The sequence below is a fragment of the Lentihominibacter faecis genome, from assembly GCF_014306095.1.
GTDB lineage: Bacteria > Bacillota > Clostridia > Peptostreptococcales > Anaerovoracaceae > Lentihominibacter > Lentihominibacter faecis.
This window is the reverse complement of the sequence record NZ_JACRWC010000042.1, coordinates 1-21,791: the sequence shown is the minus strand read 5'-3', so window position 1 is coordinate 21,791 and position 21,791 is coordinate 1. Positions and strand designations below refer to the sequence as shown.

The following is a 21,791-nucleotide window of genomic DNA, read 5'->3' as shown; positions in this document are numbered from 1 at the left end:
TAAAAACACTACGACAGAAGGGCCACGATTTATGACAGAATTTATTCATAAGGTAACAAAAGAAGACGAAGGAATGGAAGTGCGGGAAATCATGCGGACCTATTTTGATTTTTCCGCCCGCCTGCGCAATAAAATCAAGCGGGAAAAACTAGTAATGCTCAACGATGAGCAGACGCCCGGCTGGATCAAGCCAGAAGTCGGCGACGTGATCCGCATCGATCTTCCGGAAGAAAAAAGCCATTTCGAACCGCAGCCGATCCCACTGGATCCAGTATATGAAGATGACGATCTGCTGATCATCAACAAGCAGCCGGGGCTCATCGTCCATCCGACCAAAGGTCATCCCACAGGCACCGTGGCCAATGCTCTTATGTATTACATGGAACATACGGGAAAGCCCTTCAAAATCCGCTTCGTCAACCGCCTCGACATGGACACTTCCGGTCTTCTCGTCGTAGCCAAAAACGCATACTGCCAGAACGACTACACACGTCAAATGAAAGAAAATCTGGTACAGAAACGTTATCTGGCCATCGTAAAGGGGATCCTGGAAAACGATCACGGCACCATCGATCTTCCGATCGGGCGTCCGGATCCGGAGAATGTGGCTCGGGGCGTTATGGAAGGCGGCGCTCCTTCTGTAACTCACTATACGGTTCGCGAACGCTTCCTGCAAAGCGGCTACACCCTGGTGGAACTGCTGCTGGAAACAGGGCGGACACACCAGATCCGGGTACACATGTCTCACATCGGTCATCCGGTTCTGGGAGACTGGCTGTACGGTGGTGTCAACATCGATCTGATCGAGAGACAGGCGCTTCATGCAGCAAGCCTCACCTTCACTCATCCCATAACAAAAGAGCAGTTAACGTTAACTGCTCCTGTTCCTGAAGATATGCAGAATGTACTACGCAGACTAAAGTAACAGTCTGCGTTTTTACTTTTCTTCCATGATTTCGCCAATCGTCTTCTTTTTCAGTTCCTCGATCAGGATCTTCTGGATACGTTCGATTTCCTGATGCACCTTGCATGGCATGCTTTCCGGATTCCGGTTGCACTCCTCTTTCATGCAGTGTAAAATGGCCAGATCACCTTCCGTCACACTGATCACGTCGTACATGGTCAGATCCTCCAGCTTTCTGTTCAATAAATATCCACCTTGATTACCGCGTTCTGATTTTACGAAACCAGCCTGCTCCAGTTCCCGCAAAATCTTGTACGCAAACGCCTTAGGGATATCCTCTTTTGTGCAGATCTCCCTGACATTATGTACCTTTTCATCCTGCAATGCACGAAAAATACGCATTGCATAATCGCTTCTCCTTGTAATTAACATGCTTTCTTTCTCCATTTGATACGATTTTGCATAGGGGTCTTATTCCTATACTATATCACATTCCTGTCATACATGCCAATCAAAAATATACTTTACCGTTTTGAGGATCTTCTCCGCGCTTATACTTGATCAGTTCACTGACGGTGACCATCTGATACCCGTTTTCCTTCAGCCACGGCACTATCATTTCTGTTGCTTCTGCAGTTGGCTCATGGATCGAGTGCATCAGCACGATCTTGCCATCCAGCTTGCCTTGATCTGCTTTTGTTTTGATACAGTCAAAGGTCTTCTGTGCATCCTTTGTTTTCCAGTCCAGTGTATCGATGCTCCACATGATGACCGGCATCTGAGCCAGAGAATTGACGGTGTCATTCGTGGCTCCATAACATGGACGAAATACCGTAGGAGCAGAACCGCAGGCTGCCTGTACCGCATCATTGGTTCTAGTCAGCTGGTCCTGCGCTGCCTCTGGAGAAATCTTGGTTAATTGAGGATGGTTCCAGGAATGATTTCCCATCTCACATCCCAAAGTTTTCGCACGTTTGATTTGATCCGGCCGTTTTGTCGCACGAGTTCCGGTATAAAAGAATGTAGCTACTGCACCATTCTGTTCCAGACAGTCCAGGATCTTCGTCTCGCTGGCATCTCCCGGGCCGTCGTCATATGTAAGGGCTACCATTGGACGGTCAGGATCGATATAACGTTCCGCGATCTGATCCCGCATGATGCCATTGAGATCAGATTTTGATACCTTGACAGCCAGCGTTCCCTTTGACGCATCCAGGATCGTTCCCGGATCGAAATAAAATGTAACAAATTTTTCCGATACTGTGAACTTGTTGAAGTTGACCGCATCTGCTGTCACATGGCTTTCCCAGCCATCCACCAGTTCATCACTCTTGTATTCCTTCTTCAAATATTCTGCAAAATATGCTGCACAGAGCGTCCGATATTCCGGCACGAACATTTGCTCCGGATAAATGACATTCCCCGTTTTTTCAGAGACCAGATAAGTATACAAGGCTGATGTTGTGTCCACCATATCCTTCTTCTGCTCCTGGCTTTCTCTGGTACTGATCACTATGCTCACCGCACCGTTATCTGACTGATATGTCGCCGAACTGAGAATGAGAGCTTCTGCTGGAGCCTTGTATTTCTTATTGTCTTTATTTTCTTCTGCACGCTGTGCTTCTGCAGACTCCTGCGCCGCTTTATAATCTGCCGTGATCCTGTCGATCTGTTTCTGTCGGAATGCATTCACCGGCTCATTATCGATAACATCATAGTCGGCGGCATAGGAAATCGGTGACCCGTATTCATAAACTTTTTCCGTTTTTCCGTTGATTTCAAACAGCTTATCCTCCCGGAACTGCTTGTCCGCATAAGACTTGAATTCAGCATCATCCTGATAGACATTGGTAGAAAGCACTGCCATCGTCACAACGACTCCCGTTACGACCAGCAGTACGCAAAATATAAGAAGCAAGATCCGCCGCTTTTTTTTCTGCTTTAGTGTGTGCTTTGGTGTGATATTGCCGGGTTCAAAATCATCAAGGATCTCGTCCATCTCATCTATATCTAAGTGGACATCGTCCATCTCATCCGTTTTATCCTCTATGATATCATGATTCTTTTCGTTCTTATATTCTCTCATAATTGCTGCAACTCCTTCTGCTATGACACTTAAAACATTTTATATCACCAGATTCATTATAGCACACCCATTTCAGAAAAGGCACCACACGTAGTAAAGATTGTCTTAAGTTTTCTTTAAGATACCAGATCATGCAAAACCACCTGTCCAGCTGCCCACTCGGGTGCCCATTTATATGGGCAAAACCAGGGTAAAACAGGGGTAAAACGTTCCTTTTTGTAGGCAATAAAAAAGCCCGCAATCGTTGAAATTGCAGGCTTTTCAATGTGGAGCGGATGATGGGAATCGAACCCACAACTTCAGCTTGGGAAGCTAAAAAAGGATGGCTAAATTCCAACAATTACGTTGATTCATGCCTGATCCCGTGCCTTTGGCGTTTTCCCTTCGCGCAAATCCTTTGTCGGCAACGCGTGAACCTTAGCTATTCTCGCATCCATGTCCCCATTCCAGCCGTGGGCCTTGTAGACTTTCCAAAATTCTTCTAATTCTTTCCGCTGCTCCGGAGTTGCGAAATCCTGATCTAGCAGTTTTTCTATTTTGTCCGATAACGCCCCGTATGACAGCACTGCCAGCGTCCGTTTTGTGATTGAATTTCGATCAATCAATTTCATGGTAATGGCAACGGCTCCGGAAGTAATACCCCCGGAGCCGATCATAAGGGCCAACACCTGCATCCATGTTATGTCGCTCATGCCGCCCTCCTACACGTTGATGTGTACCGATGTCCCCATCTGCCTTGTATTGGCGTAGGAGTACTTCGCACCGTACTTATAGGCCAGCTGTACAACCTGCTTTCTTCCTGCTGCCGTATCGCAAACGCCCTTGATGTAGATATCCGCAGCCTTGCCTTTTTTGTGAGACGAATTCTTGTTTCCGCCAACCTGCGCATTATGCCTATTGCACCGCTGCCCGGATCTGATATTGACCGGCCGGCCGTAATGCGCCCGGATTTTTTCCAGGATATTCAGCAGTTTTGCGTTAGTATTGCCTGCTGGGTAGCCGTTGCAGTAACGACCGCCGCACTTGCATTTGAATTCCGATTTGCGGAAGTGAGCACTGGATCCGCCGGAAGCTGTAGCCGCGCCGTTACCATTGTATCTGCCCCAGAATTTAGGACCACAGATTCCGTCCTGAACCAGACCCCATGCTTTCTGTTTCGCCTTGATGGCGGCTACGGTAGTAGGACCGCACTTTCCATCCTGCTTCACGCCTACGATCGCCTGGATCAATTTTACGACAGCTACCAGTTCAGCGTTTGTCTTAGGACCGTACTTACCGTCCTGCACCAGCCCGCGGAGCTTCTGGAACTTCTTTACCGCCGCTTTTGTAGCAGGACCCGCCTTGCCGTCTATTTTACCTTTGTAGCATCCGTAATAATGCGCTAAACCTCTCTGGTACTGAGTTACTGTTAACATTGTCAGCACCTCCTATTCCTCATAAATGATTTTAAGTCCATATTCCTTTGCCGCCTCATGCTCGATGCGACAGCCTCTGGCATTCTCCCAGCCTTTGCAGAAATACGCTGCGTGACATAAGCTCATGTTCTCAAGAGATTTTGCAAGGAAGCAAAGTGGAATCTGAACAACGCCTCGCTCTTTCATGGACTCGCTACTGTACCATTCGTCTGTGAAAAGTGTGTTTACAATCTCATACCCTTCCGCTTCAAGTGCCTTGATAGCCGCTTCTCTTGTCGCTACGATTTCTTCGTCAGTTTTGCCAGCCATAGGCTGAGATAACATTGCTTTTTTGATCATTACTCTACCTCCTGAGAATCGCTTCCATCTCCATCTTCCTCAAGTGCCTTTTTGTACCCCTGTGCTTCCTGTGCCTTGGAAGTAACATTGTTGTTCTTCCACCAGATCCACAGAGTAGACAGACCAGCCGCACACATTGTCAGAAATTCTGTGAACTGCGCTTCGTCAAATGGGATCGGATTCTTTCCCGCCAGCGTCAGACACATATTCACCATTAACATCGCTGTCACGATTAATCTGATAACTGCTCTTACTGTTTCGTTTTTCATTTTTCATACCTCACTTTCAAAAAAATGTACTAAAAAAAACAGGGCGTATTCCCTGCTTATAAACTGTTTATTTCCACTTACCAAATATGTGAATTGTATAACCGAACGACCCTGCCTTTTGAGATCCAAGGGAGTCTAACTGTACTTTTTTAATTGCTGCATCCCATCTTGTCCCGGATTGATTTGCCGATATACCAAATCCAGTATCAACTTGCGAATTGTAAAACATTCGTCCGCTACTAACCGAAAACGGAAGATTAACATGTACAGTGCAATGATACATGCCGTTCCATGTTTGAACATAGCTGGCAGTAGCAGTACCGCAACCATATAACACACAATATCCGGATGCCCATTTCCTATAGAACCAGTCTCCGGAGATTCCTTGCGATACGATATAGTCAACCTTTGTTTTGGTGCACAACTTCTTTAAGATGGTGAATATTCTCATACGCACCACCCCATTTCTTTTATCTGCCGTAAAGAATTAATTCGGCCGTGTAACCAGTTGGTTGTTTGGATACCGATATGGCTGTTTTGCTTATATTCACATAAATTACGGAATTGTATGTCCCTACAAAATGTGTTTGAGCACTGCTTGTTAATGTCACCACAGGGATTAAAGTCTTGATACGAACTCCTCCAAAATATGTTACTAAAAGCAATTCGTTGTATTTGTCCGCATTGTATGAAATGGTTCCAGAGCTTTCTGCGATCTTCACCCATTTCTTTGTTTGCTTTGAGGACTTTAGATTTTTTATATCTGAGAAGGCTTTCTTTAAGAGATTGTACATAATCTATGCACCCCTCTCTTAAAAATCTTGTTAAACAGTACCCCCCCCGATAATGTTACTAAGTGAATCGGGAATAATAGGATCGATGCCTATAATTCGTTTAATACCGTAAGATTTATTGGGTGCTCCAGGCGTGTTGACATTTACCCATCCCCAATCTAATTTACACGAATCTCCGTTCAAAGACATAAAAAATGCTGTAACACCCATCCATGATGGATAATTAGCGTTCACAGTGCCAGTAAATACAGTATCGCTACGTCTTATAGCAATACCACTAACCCCGCCCAAATCCAAGTCAACTTGAATGAGATTATATTTACTTATATCTTTTATAGTCTTGGTTCCGCTATCCCATGATGTACTAGAATCAAATAGTATTTTATTCTTCTTTTTGAAATAATCAAAAATAGCCTGTAGGCTGTTTCCGGCTTGTTTTAAAAGCAAATATATTTCCTGATCGTTCATACCGCTCCTTTCTCATGCGATACGTTTCCAGAAGTATACGGTTATATACGGTTGAAGGTTGTTGTGAGCTTTGTTGCCACCTTGATCACGTCCAGCTGGTTGTGCCTCATTTCCGTTATAAACGTTCCAACCTCGTGCTGCTGATCCGTAGGCAGTTAATTTATCAGAGCTAAGATACCTAGCCGTATTTCCGCCCCATGCGGATCCCGTATTTGTGTACATATGACCCGAATGTGCGGGCATCTCCGATTCGGTTAATTTAACGGTTTTTGCACCGCCCGTTTTTTCAACGGTATCAAAGCTTGTGTCAGAATCATCAACTCCAACCAAAGTTCTCCCATTAGCGAAACGTACCCATGTCTGATTCTTAAATAATTTGTTTGGATCATAGCTAGCATTAACCGTCGTAATGATATGACCCACTGGATAGATCCAGTCTATTAATCTAGCTACCCCCCCCCCAGCAAATTCATCAGTTCTTGATACTCCGCGTCAGTAATCGTGTAGTCAATATTACCTACCCAAAAGCCTTCATTTTGTGCTTCGCCAAATAAACGGACTCCTTTACCTCCAGCTAATCTACTAATCACTGGAGCTCCCGTAACAATCCGGTTTTCTATGCTACTGATCTTGTCCGTCAGTGTTGCAATAAATTCCCACGTGGATGTTGGATCAGTGCCGCTTACGATCGTTGACGCTTCGAAACTCCAGCTTGACGTTGTAATCGTCAATGCTGTATAGGTCGCAGCATCTATAGCTTTATATTTCAAGATCAGCGATCTGCTGTTTTGCCCGGCTACCGAAGCCACCAGACCATTGATAATAACCTTCGTGTTCGTCCCGTTTGGATTGCGATTCCCATTGGCATCACACGGGTAGTACGTCATATTCGTGATTGCCGGTGCCGAATAATCCACCACTGTAATTGTTTTGGTCAGTGTTCTGGTTCTACCCCTGCTGTCAGTTACCGTAGCAACAATATCTACGCTCCCTGCCGTATTCAGTGCATTCGATTGAAATTCTTCCGACTGATACTTTACACCGTCCAGTGTTACCGCATAGGATTTGATCGTACTACCGTACACACCTGCAGCGTTGACCTTCACATTCAGCTGTGACAGCGACCGGACAAACCGGTTTCCAAACGCCGTCGTGACGGCTGTAATGGCCTCGGATGCCGAAATGCTGCTGACTGTAGGGACAACACTATCAGGAACCGTTACTGTCAGATTCACAGATTTGCTCCCGATCGTCGTGCTGCCGGATTTAGTCGTTACCGTCACTGTTGCTGTTGCCGACGTCCCGGAAATAGCGTTGATCCATGTTTTCGGTATCGTGAACGCTGTCCCGGACGTTACTGCTTTGCTATATGATCCCAGACTTACCGTTATCGTATCCGTAAAGCTACTCGATTTTTTTGTTGCCGTAGCTATCACCGTAGTTGATTCGTCAGCTGGAACACTTGATTTATTTACCGACAAATCGGACACTCTCGGAATTGTCGGCAGTGTCAGAGAATTCGATGCTGTTATTGTAGAATAGCCGCCAACGTTTGCCTCATAGCCACCAGAGACGCTAACTGAACCGGCTCCATTACTGTTATGATAGACCGTGATCGTACCGCTCCACAATATGGTCGTTGATGTCTTGGGCAACTTGTGAGTAAAACTTGTGTAGTGAGATCCATTTACTTTAATATATCCGGACTTGTTATTATCGTTATGCGTATTATTTGTAGTCTTAGCTACAAACTTGACATACACATTTGAATAATTCCCTGCAATACTTTGTGATGAACATGATAATTCTATCCATGCCGATAATGCCATTTTATCCTAACCTCCGATCCATACATCGTTTAAATTGTTGCCTTTGCCTTCGATATGAGCTCCTGGACGTATTGCCCAGTTGTCACCAAATCGAATCTGATTCTGCACGGCGATGTTTCGCACCTCCAGCACCTCGTTTGTGAACTTCGCTACAGTCTGGTCGTTATATTTAAACTCCAGCGCATCATTGGTAAACTTTGCCTGCACTGGACTGTCCGATTTACCAATGATAATGTTTCCCTGCTCCAAACGAATGAATTGGTTTCGTTCAACGATTTCGTTTCCCACATCATTGATCCGTTCCTCCAGTTGGTTAAATTCCAACTGAAATCCGTCTGAATTTGCCTTAAACAAGTTCTGCACTTCTTCCTTATAGGATTCCAGATCCGTTGTTGTTGTGTACCCTTGCAAAATGGAAATGGTAACGTTTTCCGCGGTCTGCAAAATATTTGTGGTCGCATTGCTAATGGTTTCGTTGACAAACTGCGTATTGTCCTCTGGTGCTGGCGTCCAATCAGATGATGTATTCGATTTTTCCAGCTTTACCAGCTGCACAGTGCAGTTATGCGCTGCCGACGCTGGCAAATTGTGAATGGTCAGTACATTGGCAGCCTGTGCCGGTCCGCCGGCATATGCCGCCGGACAAGTGAATGTGTATTCATAGCGTCCAGTATCTGCGTTAATGGCCAGATTATCCAGAATCATCGCATATCCATTATCACGGTATGCTGCAAAGGTTCCGGCCGTTTTGGTAGCCTCAAAAGACAGGGTATAGGTTTCACCCACCTCCCAGTCCTCAGACAATTCGTAACTGCCGACCAGCGTTTCTGCGGATATCTGCGGATCCATCGAATCCAGAACGTAGTTCCTGCCGCCGATCCGCATCTTGCTGACCTTAGTTGCCAATGACGAAATGGCATTGGCGTTCTGAGTTATGCTGGTTTCTGCCGACGTCACCCAGTCAGCCAGACTGTTCGCTGCGGACTGTGCCGCTGCTGCCGCGTCTCCTGCCGCTGTAGCGTCTGCCTGTGCCTGATCCGCTGCAGCCTTAGCCGCCGCAACTTCTTCATCCGTCGCATCCGCTCTGTTTTTCAGTTCGGTATACTTTGTCTGCGCTGCATTGGCCGCCTCCTGTGCCTGATCGGCTACTGTCTTAGCTGCCGCCGCATCGGAAATAGCCGTGCTGGCATTGATCTCTACCTGGTCTACTTTCGTAGCTGTGGAGCTGATCTGTGCCGCATTCTGATCGATCCGGGTTCCCAGATCTGTGCTGATCTGCGTCAGATCACTTTTCTTAGCGTAACTGGTCGTCATTTCATTAGACAGCGTTTCCAGATTTGTCTGCAAAGCATCTATTTCCTGATTGGCTGTTTCCAGCTCGCTATTGACTTCCCCGACTTTGGTTAATGCAGAATCAGCAGTATTTTTTGCTGTATTTGCCAGTGTGTTTGCTGCAGCCGCTGTTTCGTGTACTTCGTTCCAGGTCGTTTCTAAAATCCCGTCTGAATATGTCAGCAGGGTCGGATTCGGCTCTGACCACTCCGTACACCAGCGTGACCACAGGTATTTCCCTGTCGTCCATTCCGGCAGCGTTCTGACCCACTCTCCGCCTGTCATTTCAGTGCTGGATGTAGACAGATAGTACTGCTTCGTCATGGTAACGATGGACGGCGACGCCTTGCCGTCTTTTCCCGTGTCACCGTACACGCCGATGATTTTAGGCGCCAGATCTTCCGTGCTCCCGTCGCTGTAAGTCAGGGTTTCATAATTCCACAGATACTTCTTTTCCGGCGTCATGGCTGGCACAGATGCTCCCGTGCTCCATCCGATAGTGTCAATGGTGATCCCGCTATCCTGATCGCTGACCAGATAATGCTCCGTGATGCTGATCAGGGATTTTCCCGGATCACCTTCCACCTTTGACCATTTATATACGGTCGGATCTGTCAAGTCCGGCTCTAAGGTTTTCCGGTTTGCCGCGATCCCGACATAGACTTTGCCTTCCGGTTCCAGGCTGATCCCGTTTCCGTTTTCATCATCTGCATATACGATCCAGGTATAATAAACCCGGTTCTTTGCCAGTTCGGCGAACTGCGACGCCAACGCCTGTACCTTGTCACTGATCCCGCTACTTTTTATCAGATATTCGCCCAGGGTTGCCTTTTGCGAATCCTTTGCGATAGATACCTCCAGCTTCAGGATTCTCGCCGACAAGTACAGCTCACCATTGTCATCCACCAAATTGATCCTGTCTCCGATCTTGGCCGCCTGTGGCAGCTCTGCAATGTCGACTTCGTAGTTGACTTCGGTATCACAGATCTTTTTCAGCTCCGTGACAGCATGGGCGCACAGTTCCTTCTGACTGGTCGTATCGAATGAATAGGTTTTCTCAATATGCCCATCACCTGTGCCGGTTTCCGATAGATAACGGCTCCATTTCTTGACTGCTTTCCTCGATTTCAGATACTTCCCGGAAATGTAAAAATCGCCGTCATCATACTTGTAACCGGCTAAGGTGATGGGATCTTCCTGCCCTTCTGGCGTTCCACCTGTAACATACAACGCAGTTGCCAGATTAGCTACAGAACTTTTGATCACGATGTTATTCAGATTCTTGTTGATTCTAAACACCTCACCAGTATCTTTGCCCCGTTTTTTATGGATGTTGATGTACTTGTGCAGCACCTGCAGCTTGTCAATGTCGAATGTATAGCTGATTTCGGCATTGTCAAACTGTGTGGCCACACTGGCCAGTCTTTCAGTAACGGTAGTCTCGCCTTCCCATTTCAGTTTCCGGCTTAGGTCAGGGATCTCATTGATTCCGATTTCAAAACCGCTGTCTTCTGTCCATTTCTCCACATACCACTTGATAGGGTATGCTTCTGTGGCCTCGAACGCTTGCGCCACATCGTTTAGAAGATCCAGTCCTGCATCTTCAGCGTACAGGTAGATTTCCTGATCATCGATATCCAGTTCCGAATCAATGATAGTATAGAACTCCTTTTCATCGCCGTTACTCCGCAAGATGTAGTTGCCCGCCTTGACGACTTCCTGCAGCTGACGTTGTTCGGATTTTTCAAATGATACCGTACATTCAAACGATGCAACTCCGGTATCCACGTCTTCGATCTTTTTATCATCAGATGCAAAAAAACCTCGCGGCAGACCTGTCGATGCCTGCCCGAGGACTCCCATTCTCCTGTTCGCAAAATAAATAATCATAAGAATGCCTCCCGGTAACGTACTTTCAGCACCGGAGCATATTCATCTGAAACCCAGGACGAATACGCCACACCGATCTGGTTCAGACCCGGCCGGAGTACGAAGCCTTCCCAGTCGTTGCCTAATGCTCCCAGCTGTGGGGAGCGCACGCCGTTCAGGTAGATTTCGCCCTGATTGCAGTCCGCCACCAGCACGTCATTGGCACTGAACTTATTCGGTATGTTTTTCCAGGTGTCGCAGTTGTCCTTTACGAACTTAGCCCAGTAAATACCGTTATATGCCAGCGTATTCACGGACGAATACTGTTCAAACCGGAACGTGATTTCTGTGGCCTTGGTTTCTGCAATGGATGTATCCGTGTACACCTTTTTCAGATCTCCGATGGTGAACGTTACCTGCGATCCGCTTTTGATGATACTGGATGTTTTCACGGCTGTACTGGAAATGTCCAGGTCAATCGTTTCGACCTTGGCGTCGTTCACATAAAACTGCAGACTCGCTTTTTTGCCTGCTTTGTTTTTCAGGATCCTGACACCGGCTAAAATCTTCTTACTGGATCCAGACCCCGAAACTGCCAGTGCCTGAAATCCGCCCATCTGCGTGCTGTCATTTTTCCCGGATCCTACGCACATCTTCTGTTTATAGGTAAACGTGAAATCAGCTGCCCCGGAAACTCCCGCAGAATCCGCCGGAATCGTCCGGGTGATGGATGGACCGTGATACTTGCCCTCACTGCTGCCGTAGCTGGACGCACCCAGGAAATACGTTTCTGGAACGTCAGCCACATAGGCGCTGATCGGCATATTAGAACAGCCTGTTTCCGGCATGATACCAGCGATGTTAGCAAGCAGGGAATCTGTACGCCACGCCTTGAATTTAATCCCCGTAAGAGCCGTCTGCTCCGCCGTCAGACCGGTTACTGTAAAGGATGTGCTGACGGTATGGGCTGATCTGCCTTTCCAGTATGCAGATGTCGTTTTGACCCATATGTCATGCCAGCTTCCACCAACATAAACCGATGCCTTAACACCAAGACCTTTACCGAAATAGTTTCTATCGGTACCCAGCGATGCTGTGATCGTTGCCGTGATGGTCACCGCATTGGATGTCCTGCCGGTCGCCCGTAGCGTCACGGTATAATGAAACCGCGGCTTTCCGGCTGGCGTCTGCTTACTCAAAACTGTTCCAGTCGTCGTCTTAGGTGATGCGGGAACGGCATAGGATGCGATCTTCATTCCTATGGATCCAGCAGCCACTCCGTCAGATGGAAGCATCTTACCGGTGTTCTGGCTCCACAACGCCTTTGCCGCCGCACCCCAGTCGTCAGCTGTTTCAAATGTCTGATTGATCAGGGTCTGGGATTTCGCATACACATTGCTGCCGTCTTCTTCATCAGGATCTCCGATCTGGATGATCTTTTCCTGTTCGTTGAAAAACGCAACATATCCGCAGTCACCATGCCCGGTCAATGTCGTATCTCCACCTTCTGTTTCCTGATAGAAATCTGCTTCCAGAATCGGAAAAGATTCATATGTGCCGCCGTAGTCAACCAGGATCGTTCCCTTATCATCATCCAGCGGCTCCGCTTCATATTCCGCAACAGAATATTTCAGCGGATCCAGACACAGTATTTTAAACTCGCCTTTTACCGAATTCAGACCCGGGTCGATCTCGCTGACCTCTGACGGCGTACCGATGAAAAACTTATCCGGCTCGTCATTAAAAATGATTTCGGCGTCATCCACGTTCAAGATCCTGCCCAGTTTGTTATAGGCTTCCCGGAACGCTTCTGCACTCTCTGCGATCAGCTGATACCCGACAGTGATAGTTCTGGCCGGGTACCGTTTATTTTTTCTGATTTCGCCGTTTTTTGTGCCTATTTCATAGGTGTTGATCTCCGGGGACAAGGCTTCTCTCCCCTGCACATACATGGTATGGTAACCCTCGATCTGTGTTTCGATCAGTTCCCCGTTGATCTGCAGAGCCTCTTTCGGAATGTACTGCTGCGTTAAATTTTCGTTTACGTCTCTGAATTCATACATCGTTACCTTACACCCCTCTTTCTTGCTGCTCTCGTTTCTCGCTTATCCAGTTCTTCCTGGGTATATGGCGCCGATACCTTGGCGATGGTTTTGCCGTCCAGTTCAACCGGCACTTCAATCACGACGGTTCTGCCGCCGCCATAGTTGTACTGGTCATACAACTGGCCGGATCCGCCGCTGCTTGTCGCCCATGCAATGTCCGGGGTTGCTACCTTCGGAACATATAACAGCTGCTGTGCAGCCTTCCGGGCCTGACGAACCTTGCCAAGGATTCCATTTACCCAGCCGATTCCATACCATCCGCCGAGCTTATCAGCTACCTTGGACGGTGAACCAATCTTCGCTTTGGCTTCGATCGCTTTTTCTGCTGCAGCTGCCAATGCTGCTGCCGCTGCACGTACCGTCCCAAGCTGGGAACGCATACCGTTGGCCAAGCCTATACCAATAAAACGACCTGCTGAATATGCGCCAGATGCCGCACCCCGCAGAGTCACATTGATAGAAACAACTGCAGACCTGCATGCCGCAACTGCACGCTGCAGCCCGCCCCGAAGCGCATTTGCAAATCCATTACCGGATGCCAGACCAATTGCCATAAATAACGCAGCCAGAGGTCTGATAGCTGCCGTGATGTTTGCCGTTGCAGAACGTACCGCCGCCGCTGCCCTGGATGCGCCCGAAGACAGCCCGGACGCCAAGCCAGCTCCCGCCTGCAATCCAGCAGACCGCAATGCCGGAACTAACATCATGGCCGCTGCCGTGATGGATGCAAATGCCGCAATGAACGGCCCTACATTCGGCGCCGGGATCGTGAAATTGGCAAATGCTGCTTTGAGCAATGTTACGTTGGTCACTACGCCACCGATCATGCCAGATAACGCTGACAGAGCTGCATTGAATGCAGCAATGCCGGCAGCTCCCATTGTGATCGCCATTATAAGTCCCATCATCCCCGCTGCAACCTGTGGAAGATTCGCGCCCTTTTTGGATATTGTGCCGATACCTGTTGCAACCGACCCAAGGGCCTTGCCGATGTCGAACAATGACAATTCCGAAATCATTTTGATTCCCTCGGCTACGGATTTGAACCCTTCGCCCGCATTCCGCGCAGAGTTTCCGACGGATTCTATTACCCCAGCGATTGAATCCAGCACCCGTGCAAAACCGCCGCTGATCGCATCGACCACAGTAGCAACACCGTCGGCCAGGGTCGAAAATCCATCACAGATAGACTGAACGACCTGGGAAATGACATCCCCGGCAGTCCGCATCACATTACACAGCGTTCCGCCGATCACAGTAACGATCTGACTGACCGCATTTGCGATAACAGGAACGATCTGGGCTATGGTATCGCCCAGCTGTTTGATCATTACCGTTAATGCCTGCACAAACGGCGTTGCCAGGCGCATTCCTGCACCGATCAGGACGATTGCCGCCCCGAATGCCAGGATCCCAACAGCACCCGCCGTCAAAGCCGTTCCCAGTGCGGCGAATACTACCGCAAGACCGGCAACAACAATGCCAAACGCTCCCATGGCTGCCGCACCTTCAAGGCCTGTCTGGGCGATCGGAGCCATGGCCAGTGCCATAGCAGCAACTGCTGCGGCAAAAACGATGATCCCCGTCGTGCTTGCCTGCAGCTTTGTTCCGACGGATGCCAGAACCATAGCCACAATGCTGACCGCCGATGCAAACGCGATCAGCGGAGCAACCGCCGTCGGACCTAATTTTCCGATTCCCTGCAGTGCCTTCGCCAGCAGTGCCAGCGATGCAATGATCAGGGCTACTCCGGTCATCTTTGCCAGCGCACCAAGACCGCTTTTTAGTTTAAATGTACCCTTTGCGGCCAGATCCCCCGCTTTACCAGTTTTCTTAAACGTCTCGGATGCACTTTCCAGCGGAGTGAGCCAGCTGGAAACCTTTTTATATGCCTTGAATGCACCGACACCCGCAATAAGTAACGGAATCATACTGGATATGCCTTCGGCATGTTTATTCATGAATTTTAAAACCCCGCCTATGACCTTACCGGCCCCTGATGCCACTGTCTTTAAGGCTTCGAATGCTGGAGTCAGACCGGCGATAATGCCCTTCAAGTTGATCTTTTCGATCCCCTTAGCCAACTTATCAAATACGGCAATGATCTTTTCCTTCGCCTTGTTCGCCGACTCGGCGATGGTTGGCAAGCCATTGTTTTGCAGCATCTTATCGATTGCTCCGATACAGGTTGCCATTCCTTTTGTTACACCAGTGCCCAGATTAGTGAACGCTGTTTTGATGCCTCCGGTTGCACTCTTAGCCTGGTCTTCAAATGATGCCAGACCATCGATACCTTCTTCATTCAGTCTGACCATGGTATCCATGAATTCATCCATGGATACGGTACCATTACGCAAGCCTTCACCCAGCGCATCGGTAGACATTCCCATAGCTTTTGCTACCTGATTCAGCTGTGCCGGCATAGCCGTCTGGATAGATCGCCATTCCTGCATATCCATCTTCCCCTTGGAATACGCCTGAGACAGCTGCTCAACGGCTGCAGACTGCACCTGCGTGGACATGCCGCCCGCCGTGATGGCGTTGTTCATAGCCAGAAAATACTTGGTGGATTTTTTGATGTCGTTATTTTTAGAAACGAATCGTGTAACGCCTGCCGTTGCCGTGTCCATAGTAGTTGGCAAACCAGAAATTCCCTTATCCAGATCCTTCATAGCTTGCTTGATATCCTTCGTGGCTATTCCAAGATTTTTCATGACCTTTGGGAAATTATTCAGCTGGTCATACCTGTCGACCGCACTGCCAACATGGGATTTCATAGTATCCAGCGCCATATTGACGCCCCGCATTCCCAGCTGCAAAAGTGCGCCTGTGCCTATTGTTCGCTTAAACCCGCCATTGAGGGAATCAGCCGCCGACGCCGCTCCTTTCAGTGCCGCAGACATATGATCTTTGACAGATAGAATCGCCTGCACCGCATAGCTTTCAGCCATCGTCTTTACCTCCTTTCTTTAATACTTTTTCGATACCTCGAAACCGCGTTCTTCGCTTCGGATTTGAAGACTTCAAAACATTCGCAACTGAATCCTTATAGTTGAAAAACTTCTGGAACGTCGTATAAACCGGCCGAGTCTTGCCTCTGCCTGCTTTTTGTTCCGCTTTAGCCGCAAACGTCAACCAGGCCTGCAGATGATTCCTATAGTCCAGATCAACCTGTTTCAGCATGGCTGCCTTCATCATCAGGGTGTACTGCGGGATCGTCAGCTGATCCACCTGATCAAAACTCTTGAAATCCAAATACCTGAAACAATTCAATGCGATTTCCTGATACGTCTCCTCAAAACTTGTTACTCGTTCGCTGCTGCTTCCAGACTCTTGAACATCTTCTCCGCCCTCTTCTTCGTGGCGTTGGATGTCGTGAAAAAACCGATCACATCATCAAACAGCTTGTCGATATCCGTATCAGGATCTTCAATGTAGGCTTCAAGTTCCTGTTTCGTTACCCGTGGCGACTTCCCCTTGTTGGCCAGATCCAGCACGTTCACCAGGTCAATGACATCTCCGTCGTAGATATGTGTCAGTGCCATGGTCAGTCCTGCGTCTTCGGTAACACCGGACATTTCCACCTTGACCGTTTTGTTAATCTCCCTAACAAATCCGACCCCAAAATTGAACGTATAAACTTTATCGTTTATTGTTAATTCAAACATGATTTTTCCTCCAGATAATTAAAAAGAGAAGGCGAAAATCGCCCTCTCATTAGATAAAAAATAGGTTAAGATTTAGACTATGCCCCAGTCTTCTGTGTATCTGCAAAGACATAGGCCGCCACTTCCTGCTGCTCCTCGCTGACAGTAACCTCGCCGGTAGCTCCTGTACCGTTGATGCCGAACGTCGTTTCCACTTCGGCGTGGTCTTCAGCACTGGACGTCAGAGTGTACTCTGTCAGATAACCCTGATAATATGTGCCCTTGAACTTACCTGATTTGGTTGCGATCGGTTCTGCCAGATTGACTTCCCAGATCTCGATCAACTTATTAGCCAGCATGGCCGCCTTCATCTTGTCGTACATCGTATCACCCTTTGCCAGTACCGACGTGGCCGAAATTTCAATTTCCGGTACGTTCGGTGTTCTGATCGGGCCATCCTTGGTTGCCGTGGTGTCGGCATCCGTCGTGATATTCGTTTCATTTTCCGTTGTGAATGCGATCGCAACTGCATCGTCTGTCGCCGCATTTTCCAGAATCCGATACAGATACATGATCTTTTTTCCGGATACCGCTTCAGCGAATAACTGCAGCTGCATAGCGTGCATTTTCATTCTATTCTTCATGTGTTTTCCTCCTAACTAAATTTAAACTCTACTTCCAGCCTGCCTCTAAGTAACGGCTTTCCTGTAGATGTGTCCGGCAAGATCCGCTGTTCAATATTGTGGATCAGCCAGGCAAAGTTATCTGTATGTTCCAGTTTTCTGCAAATGCCCTTGATCTGCAAAAGCATTGCCGAAACTGTACCTCGTTTTTCCGGTGTGCTGTGCCAAACGTCAATGGTCTGGTAAACTGTCCCGGTCACGGCTCCTTTCATTTCCGTGTCGATCAGCTGACTGTCTGCCAGATAGACGAACGGATACGGCGTGTCTTCCGGCGGCAGGAATCCATCATAGACCTTGCCCGGAAACGCCTCTTTCAGTTGTAACAGCAGTGCTGTGAATAATTCCTGTTGTGGATCCATGCTATCACCTCGTTAATTTCTGCAAGTCTGCGATGAACTGAGCTTTAACGGTATTGAACGCCGGTTTGACATATGGCTGCGCTGCCATTTTCCGTGTACCAAATTCAACGTATGCAGCATATTCGGTGTGTGGCTGCACCACAGCAGACAGTCCGCCGTCTTTGATCTGCAGGTCAATAGATCGGAACAGCGTACCGGTATCGATTGGTGCCCGCAGTTTTGTCCATTGCTGAAGCCTTGTTCCATTGGCTCTGACGACCGTCTTGACGGCATCCAAACCAGCTTTTCTCATCAATGCCGCAGATAACTCCGCCTGTCCCTTAAATACTACCGTTCCGCCCATTTTATACCTCCGATACTACCAGAATCTGTTTAGTACGCAGTTTTCGTTCAAAATCCACGATATATTGCTTTTCATCGATCCTGATCCTGTTATAGGTTTTCGTATAATGCTGCTGCAACCTGATCACCTTACTGTTACGCTTGATGTCACCGTACAAGATCTGCTTTGTGTCGGTGGAAGTATCCGTCACATCGGCATACAACTTTGTTTCCACTGGATCACTATCAGCATAATCCCCGGTCTTAGGATCATACATACCCTGCCGGATCAGCTGGAAGTAAATTGGCGTATCGTATCTCATAAAAACTTAAAGCCTCCTTTTGCTCCCTGCTGGCCAAGAGAATCCTTAAAGCTCTGAATCTCCGCCATATACGCATCAAAATCCGAATCAGAAAATGTCAGGCTCTCTCCCTCGACAGAGTGAGAAGCAGTGCCTTCTGATCCGATCCTGTTGAAACGCACCACGGCCACTTCTACTATAATGAAATTCATTTCTTCTGGCGGATCCGTTCCTCCCAGCAGCAGTTTTAATCTGGATCTTACAGAACTGATGATCCAGTTAAGCTTATCATCAAGATCGGTATCCTCTACCGCTATCCCCAGGATCCGCTTCAGGTCTTCCAGCATACCTGCCTCCTTACTTCTTTCCTACAGCTTTCCGGACTGCAGCCGGCAGTACTTCGTCTGCGACCTTTTCAATAAGCGGCATACCCTGCTTATTCTCACATCCAGAAAGTTCTTTGAGCCTTTTTTCCGTGACGTTGATCCCGACGCGCGGGAAAGAATCTCCCACGCTGTACGGGTAATCTTCGTCATGCAGATCGGAAAAAGCTTTGATCACCTTATACATACCGATCCTCCTATGCAGACTTCGCTGTTACTGTTGCAGATCCAGCCTTAACAGCTCTGAACTCCGCATCGCATTCAACAACGGTGATCTTCTTTCCGGTCTCTGCAGTGATATCCTTAGATCCGTCCCATGCGGTCCAGTTTTTCACATTCTGACCATATGTCACAGTAGTTTCAGTGTCAGCCACCTTGTACTTATACGAATTGCCTGCAGCCTTTTCCGGAGAGATCGTCACCTTCGTATCACCGGTTGCTGTGCCTGCGACAGAGCTTACTGTCAGCGTTCCCAGTCTAGAAGCAGATTCCAGCTTCGCAAAGGCAGTATCCTTAACGATCATGAACGCTACATCCATCGTCACTCTAAGAGCCACCAGTTCCTGCTCGAACAGGTTTACCGGTGTACCGTCTTCGTTGGTAAGTGTGGACAGCTGCGCTTCCTCGGAGATCTTGTAGCTCATGCCATACGGGATACCGTAATACATGTAATCAAAATCCCCTGCATACAGCGTGCCCTTTTCCAGAGATTTCAGATCTACTACCGGATAGCCATCCAGCGTATTGTTTGCTCTGTCATACAGGGTCTCAACAACAACGCCGTTTTCGATCTTCTGGACGTTGCGCAGCGTGCTTCTGTTCTTCTTTGTGGAGATGAACGCATTAACATCAAAGTCGCCGTCGGACAGGATATCTTCCAGGGCGAGGATGTTATCATACGTAAGCCCCGTGCTGATAGAATTACCGCTTTCCATCACAGACTCCTCCAGAGACTGTGGAAACGGATTGTCCGCATTCAGGATGACTGCATCATCGAACTTCTTATAAAACGCTTCTGCGATTTTCGGCTTCATCTTGTCAAAGAAGTCAGAAACCTTGTAGGTTAACAGCTCTCTGGAGCATGGAACGATAACGCCCAGCTTCTTTGCAACCATCTTTGCAGTAAGCCACTGCGGCTTGGAAGTTTTGATCTTTTCACCTTCACCTACCCAGTAAGCCCCTGGTCCCTTTGCAAAGTACTCGAACTCCTTTTCCTTAGAGTCCATTTCCTCATACTTGGCAAGCTGCATCACCTTGCTGCCTTCCATGACATCCTTCAGGATCAGCTCATTGTACTTATCCGGAATAGTCCCGTCTTTGTGCTCAAAGACCGTTACATTATCCGGATTCCACGTCTGTGCAAATAACTGCAGTTTCATTTCTTTGTTTCTCATAAGTTCCTCCTATTTGATAATTCTTGCTTTTGCTGCCATTTCAGCGAGATTCGTCTTGCTTCTGCCGCCCGATCCCTGACCGCCACCTTCCAGCGGGGGATCCTGCTGCGCCTTTTTCTTTACGATCTCATTGACAGCCTCATTAAATAACTTCGTGAATGCTTCGACATTAGCTTTCGTTTTTGCCGCATCTTCTCCGATCAGGTTTGCCAAAAGCTCATCTGGGATATTGATCCCATCATCAGACAAAGTCTTTCTGGCTTCAGATGCCAGCCCTGCAACTTCTTTTTCTCGCTTTAACGACGCCAGCTCTTCCTCAAGCTTCTTTGTCTTATAAGCGGCTTTCTCTTCTTTTGTCTTCTTGGCCAGCTTCTCTGCCTCAGACAGCTTGTCATCAGTCAGTGTCCGCCACTTTTCTTCCACGTTTGCAACTGCCGTCTGTACCGCCTTATCTACCCGGCGATCGAATTCAGCCTGGTTGCCTTCCTGTTTCAGAAATTCCTCAAAGGACAGCGTCTCACCGCCAGATCCACCTTTACCGTCACCTGATCCACCATTGCCGCCTTCGCTGCCGGTGCCACCGCCATTTCCGCCTTCGGACCCACCGCCGTCACCTTCGCCAAACAGCTGCAACAGTATTTTTCTTTTTCCTTCATTTGCTAAAACTTCCACCATATCTTTCATCCTTTCCGCCCCAGACCATTCACTTCCGCGCCCAGTCCATTGCTTTTATCCTTACCGATCCATATAAGCCGGACGAAATCCGGATACATTTGCTGGATCGCATTGATACCAATAAAAAAAGAACGTATCAGAAGATCACATTCTTCCGAGACGCACTTTTCAAGTTTTAGAAAAGAATTTCCTTCTCCTAAACCATATTCGATTATATCACCTGTAACATCTTCGATAGACCATATCAGAGTTTGAAACAGGGTACTCACACCAGCACACACAATATCCCGTCCCGGAGGACCGAATCCTGCATGTCCTTCTACTCTGATCCTGGTTTCATCAACTGTTATTTCAATCAATATATCAACCTCCTAGTTTTAATTTGCTGATTTGAGTTAATCTACGCAAAATTTCACTGATCCATCATCGATTTTACATTGTGAATCCCAGTAAAGTCAATGATCGCAGAGTTGACCGGTAGCTAATGGATTAACTTGCTGGCAACTTGCTGCATAAAAAGACCCGGGCCCCGAAGGACACCCGAGTACGTTCGCTGTTATGCTATAATCTCCTTTTCCTTTCTGAAAAACAAATATAAAAATAACACGCATTGCTGC

The 21,791-nt window shown here is 47.9% G+C and carries 25 protein-coding genes; 1 reads left to right on the top strand and 24 read right to left on the bottom strand.

The annotated features are described in order from the left end of the window. Window positions 1-31 precede the first annotated feature (31 nt). A complete protein-coding gene (locus tag H8876_RS03030) occupies window positions 32-925 on the top strand; it encodes an RluA family pseudouridine synthase (protein ID WP_177264560.1) in 894 nt (297 codons plus the stop codon). A 12-nt stretch (window positions 926-937) separates the two neighbouring features. Here H8876_RS03030 and H8876_RS03025 read toward each other — a convergent pair whose 3' ends face one another. From H8876_RS03025 to H8876_RS02915, 24 genes are all read right to left on the bottom strand, one after another. After that, window positions 938-1,336, bottom strand: coding sequence for an RrF2 family transcriptional regulator (locus H8876_RS03025; protein WP_177264561.1), 399 nt, complete (start codon window positions 1,334-1,336; stop codon window positions 938-940). 79 nt (window positions 1,337-1,415) lie between these two features. Further along, window positions 1,416-2,990, bottom strand: coding sequence for a polysaccharide deacetylase family protein (locus tag H8876_RS03020; RefSeq protein ID WP_249286465.1), 1,575 nt, complete (start codon window positions 2,988-2,990; stop codon window positions 1,416-1,418). 350 nt (window positions 2,991-3,340) lie between these two features. Continuing rightward, window positions 3,341-3,682, bottom strand: coding sequence for a hypothetical protein (locus H8876_RS03015; RefSeq protein WP_249286464.1), 342 nt, complete (start codon window positions 3,680-3,682; stop codon window positions 3,341-3,343). A 9-nt stretch (window positions 3,683-3,691) separates the two neighbouring features. Further along, window positions 3,692-4,405: a peptidoglycan-binding protein gene (locus tag H8876_RS03010; protein ID WP_249286463.1), complete on the bottom strand. Its 714-nt coding sequence runs from the start codon at window positions 4,403-4,405 to the stop codon at window positions 3,692-3,694. Between the two features lie 12 nt (window positions 4,406-4,417). Then, a complete protein-coding gene (locus tag H8876_RS03005; protein WP_249286462.1) occupies window positions 4,418-4,744 on the bottom strand; it encodes a DUF4406 domain-containing protein in 327 nt (108 codons plus the stop codon). After that, a complete protein-coding gene (locus H8876_RS03000) occupies window positions 4,744-5,013 on the bottom strand; it encodes a phage holin (protein ID WP_249286461.1) in 270 nt (89 codons plus the stop codon). Before H8876_RS03000 ends, H8876_RS03005 begins: the two co-directional genes overlap by 1 nt. Before the next feature lie 470 nt (window positions 5,014-5,483). Beyond that, window positions 5,484-5,807: a hypothetical protein gene (locus H8876_RS02995; RefSeq protein WP_249286460.1), complete on the bottom strand. Its 324-nt coding sequence runs from the start codon at window positions 5,805-5,807 to the stop codon at window positions 5,484-5,486. 30 nt (window positions 5,808-5,837) lie between these two features. Then, window positions 5,838-6,275 (bottom strand): hypothetical protein, encoded by a 438-nt coding sequence (locus H8876_RS02990; RefSeq protein ID WP_249286459.1) that lies wholly within the window; start codon window positions 6,273-6,275, stop codon window positions 5,838-5,840. A gap of 12 nt (window positions 6,276-6,287) precedes the next feature. Next, window positions 6,288-6,707, bottom strand: coding sequence for a phage baseplate protein (locus tag H8876_RS10285; RefSeq protein ID WP_417493160.1), 420 nt, complete (start codon window positions 6,705-6,707; stop codon window positions 6,288-6,290). Between the two features lie 17 nt (window positions 6,708-6,724). Beyond that, window positions 6,725-8,104, bottom strand: a complete 1,380-nt coding sequence (locus tag H8876_RS02985; RefSeq protein ID WP_249286458.1) for a DUF859 family phage minor structural protein — start codon at window positions 8,102-8,104, stop codon at window positions 6,725-6,727. 6 nt (window positions 8,105-8,110) lie between these two features. Further along, complete coding sequence (locus tag H8876_RS02980) at window positions 8,111-11,326, bottom strand: phage tail spike protein (RefSeq protein WP_249286457.1); 3,216 nt, start codon at window positions 11,324-11,326, stop codon at window positions 8,111-8,113. Then, the gene (locus H8876_RS02975) at window positions 11,323-13,368 is read right to left on the bottom strand and encodes a distal tail protein Dit (protein ID WP_249286456.1); all 2,046 of its coding nucleotides are present in this window, start codon (window positions 13,366-13,368) and stop codon (window positions 11,323-11,325) included. Before H8876_RS02975 ends, H8876_RS02980 begins: the two co-directional genes overlap by 4 nt. 2 nt (window positions 13,369-13,370) lie before the next feature. Beyond that, window positions 13,371-16,361 (bottom strand): tape measure protein, encoded by a 2,991-nt coding sequence (locus tag H8876_RS02970; protein ID WP_249286455.1) that lies wholly within the window; start codon window positions 16,359-16,361, stop codon window positions 13,371-13,373. Further along, entirely contained in the window at window positions 16,354-16,683 is a 330-nt protein-coding gene (locus H8876_RS02965; RefSeq protein ID WP_249286454.1) for a hypothetical protein, read from the bottom strand. The genes H8876_RS02970 and H8876_RS02965 overlap by 8 nt, the downstream gene beginning before the upstream one ends. A gap of 32 nt (window positions 16,684-16,715) precedes the next feature. Then, entirely contained in the window at window positions 16,716-17,078 is a 363-nt protein-coding gene (locus H8876_RS02960; protein WP_249286453.1) for a tail assembly chaperone, read from the bottom strand. A 77-nt stretch (window positions 17,079-17,155) separates the two neighbouring features. Beyond that, window positions 17,156-17,701, bottom strand: a complete 546-nt coding sequence (locus tag H8876_RS02955) for a phage major tail protein, TP901-1 family (protein WP_249286452.1) — start codon at window positions 17,699-17,701, stop codon at window positions 17,156-17,158. Window positions 17,702-17,712: 11 nt separating this feature from the next. Next, the gene (locus H8876_RS02950) at window positions 17,713-18,099 is read right to left on the bottom strand and encodes a gp17 family tail completion protein (RefSeq protein WP_249286451.1); all 387 of its coding nucleotides are present in this window, start codon (window positions 18,097-18,099) and stop codon (window positions 17,713-17,715) included. Between the two features lie 4 nt (window positions 18,100-18,103). Continuing rightward, on the bottom strand, window positions 18,104-18,442 hold the full coding sequence (locus H8876_RS02945) for an HK97-gp10 family putative phage morphogenesis protein (protein WP_249286450.1): 339 nt from the start codon (window positions 18,440-18,442) through the stop codon (window positions 18,104-18,106). A 1-nt stretch (window position 18,443) separates the two neighbouring features. Next, window positions 18,444-18,743 (bottom strand): hypothetical protein, encoded by a 300-nt coding sequence (locus H8876_RS02940; protein ID WP_249286449.1) that lies wholly within the window; start codon window positions 18,741-18,743, stop codon window positions 18,444-18,446. After that, on the bottom strand, window positions 18,740-19,069 hold the full coding sequence (locus H8876_RS02935; RefSeq protein ID WP_249286448.1) for a phage head-tail connector protein: 330 nt from the start codon (window positions 19,067-19,069) through the stop codon (window positions 18,740-18,742). Before H8876_RS02935 ends, H8876_RS02940 begins: the two co-directional genes overlap by 4 nt. 10 nt (window positions 19,070-19,079) lie before the next feature. Continuing rightward, window positions 19,080-19,292, bottom strand: coding sequence for a hypothetical protein (locus tag H8876_RS02930; protein WP_249286447.1), 213 nt, complete (start codon window positions 19,290-19,292; stop codon window positions 19,080-19,082). A gap of 10 nt (window positions 19,293-19,302) precedes the next feature. Further along, window positions 19,303-20,499: a phage major capsid protein gene (locus tag H8876_RS02925; RefSeq protein ID WP_249286446.1), complete on the bottom strand. Its 1,197-nt coding sequence runs from the start codon at window positions 20,497-20,499 to the stop codon at window positions 19,303-19,305. A gap of 9 nt (window positions 20,500-20,508) precedes the next feature. Then, entirely contained in the window at window positions 20,509-21,174 is a 666-nt protein-coding gene (locus H8876_RS02920) for a DUF4355 domain-containing protein (protein WP_249286445.1), read from the bottom strand. Window positions 21,175-21,179: 5 nt separating this feature from the next. Then, a complete protein-coding gene (locus tag H8876_RS02915; protein ID WP_249286444.1) occupies window positions 21,180-21,533 on the bottom strand; it encodes a ribosomal-processing cysteine protease Prp in 354 nt (117 codons plus the stop codon). Window positions 21,534-21,791: the final 258 nt, after the last annotated feature.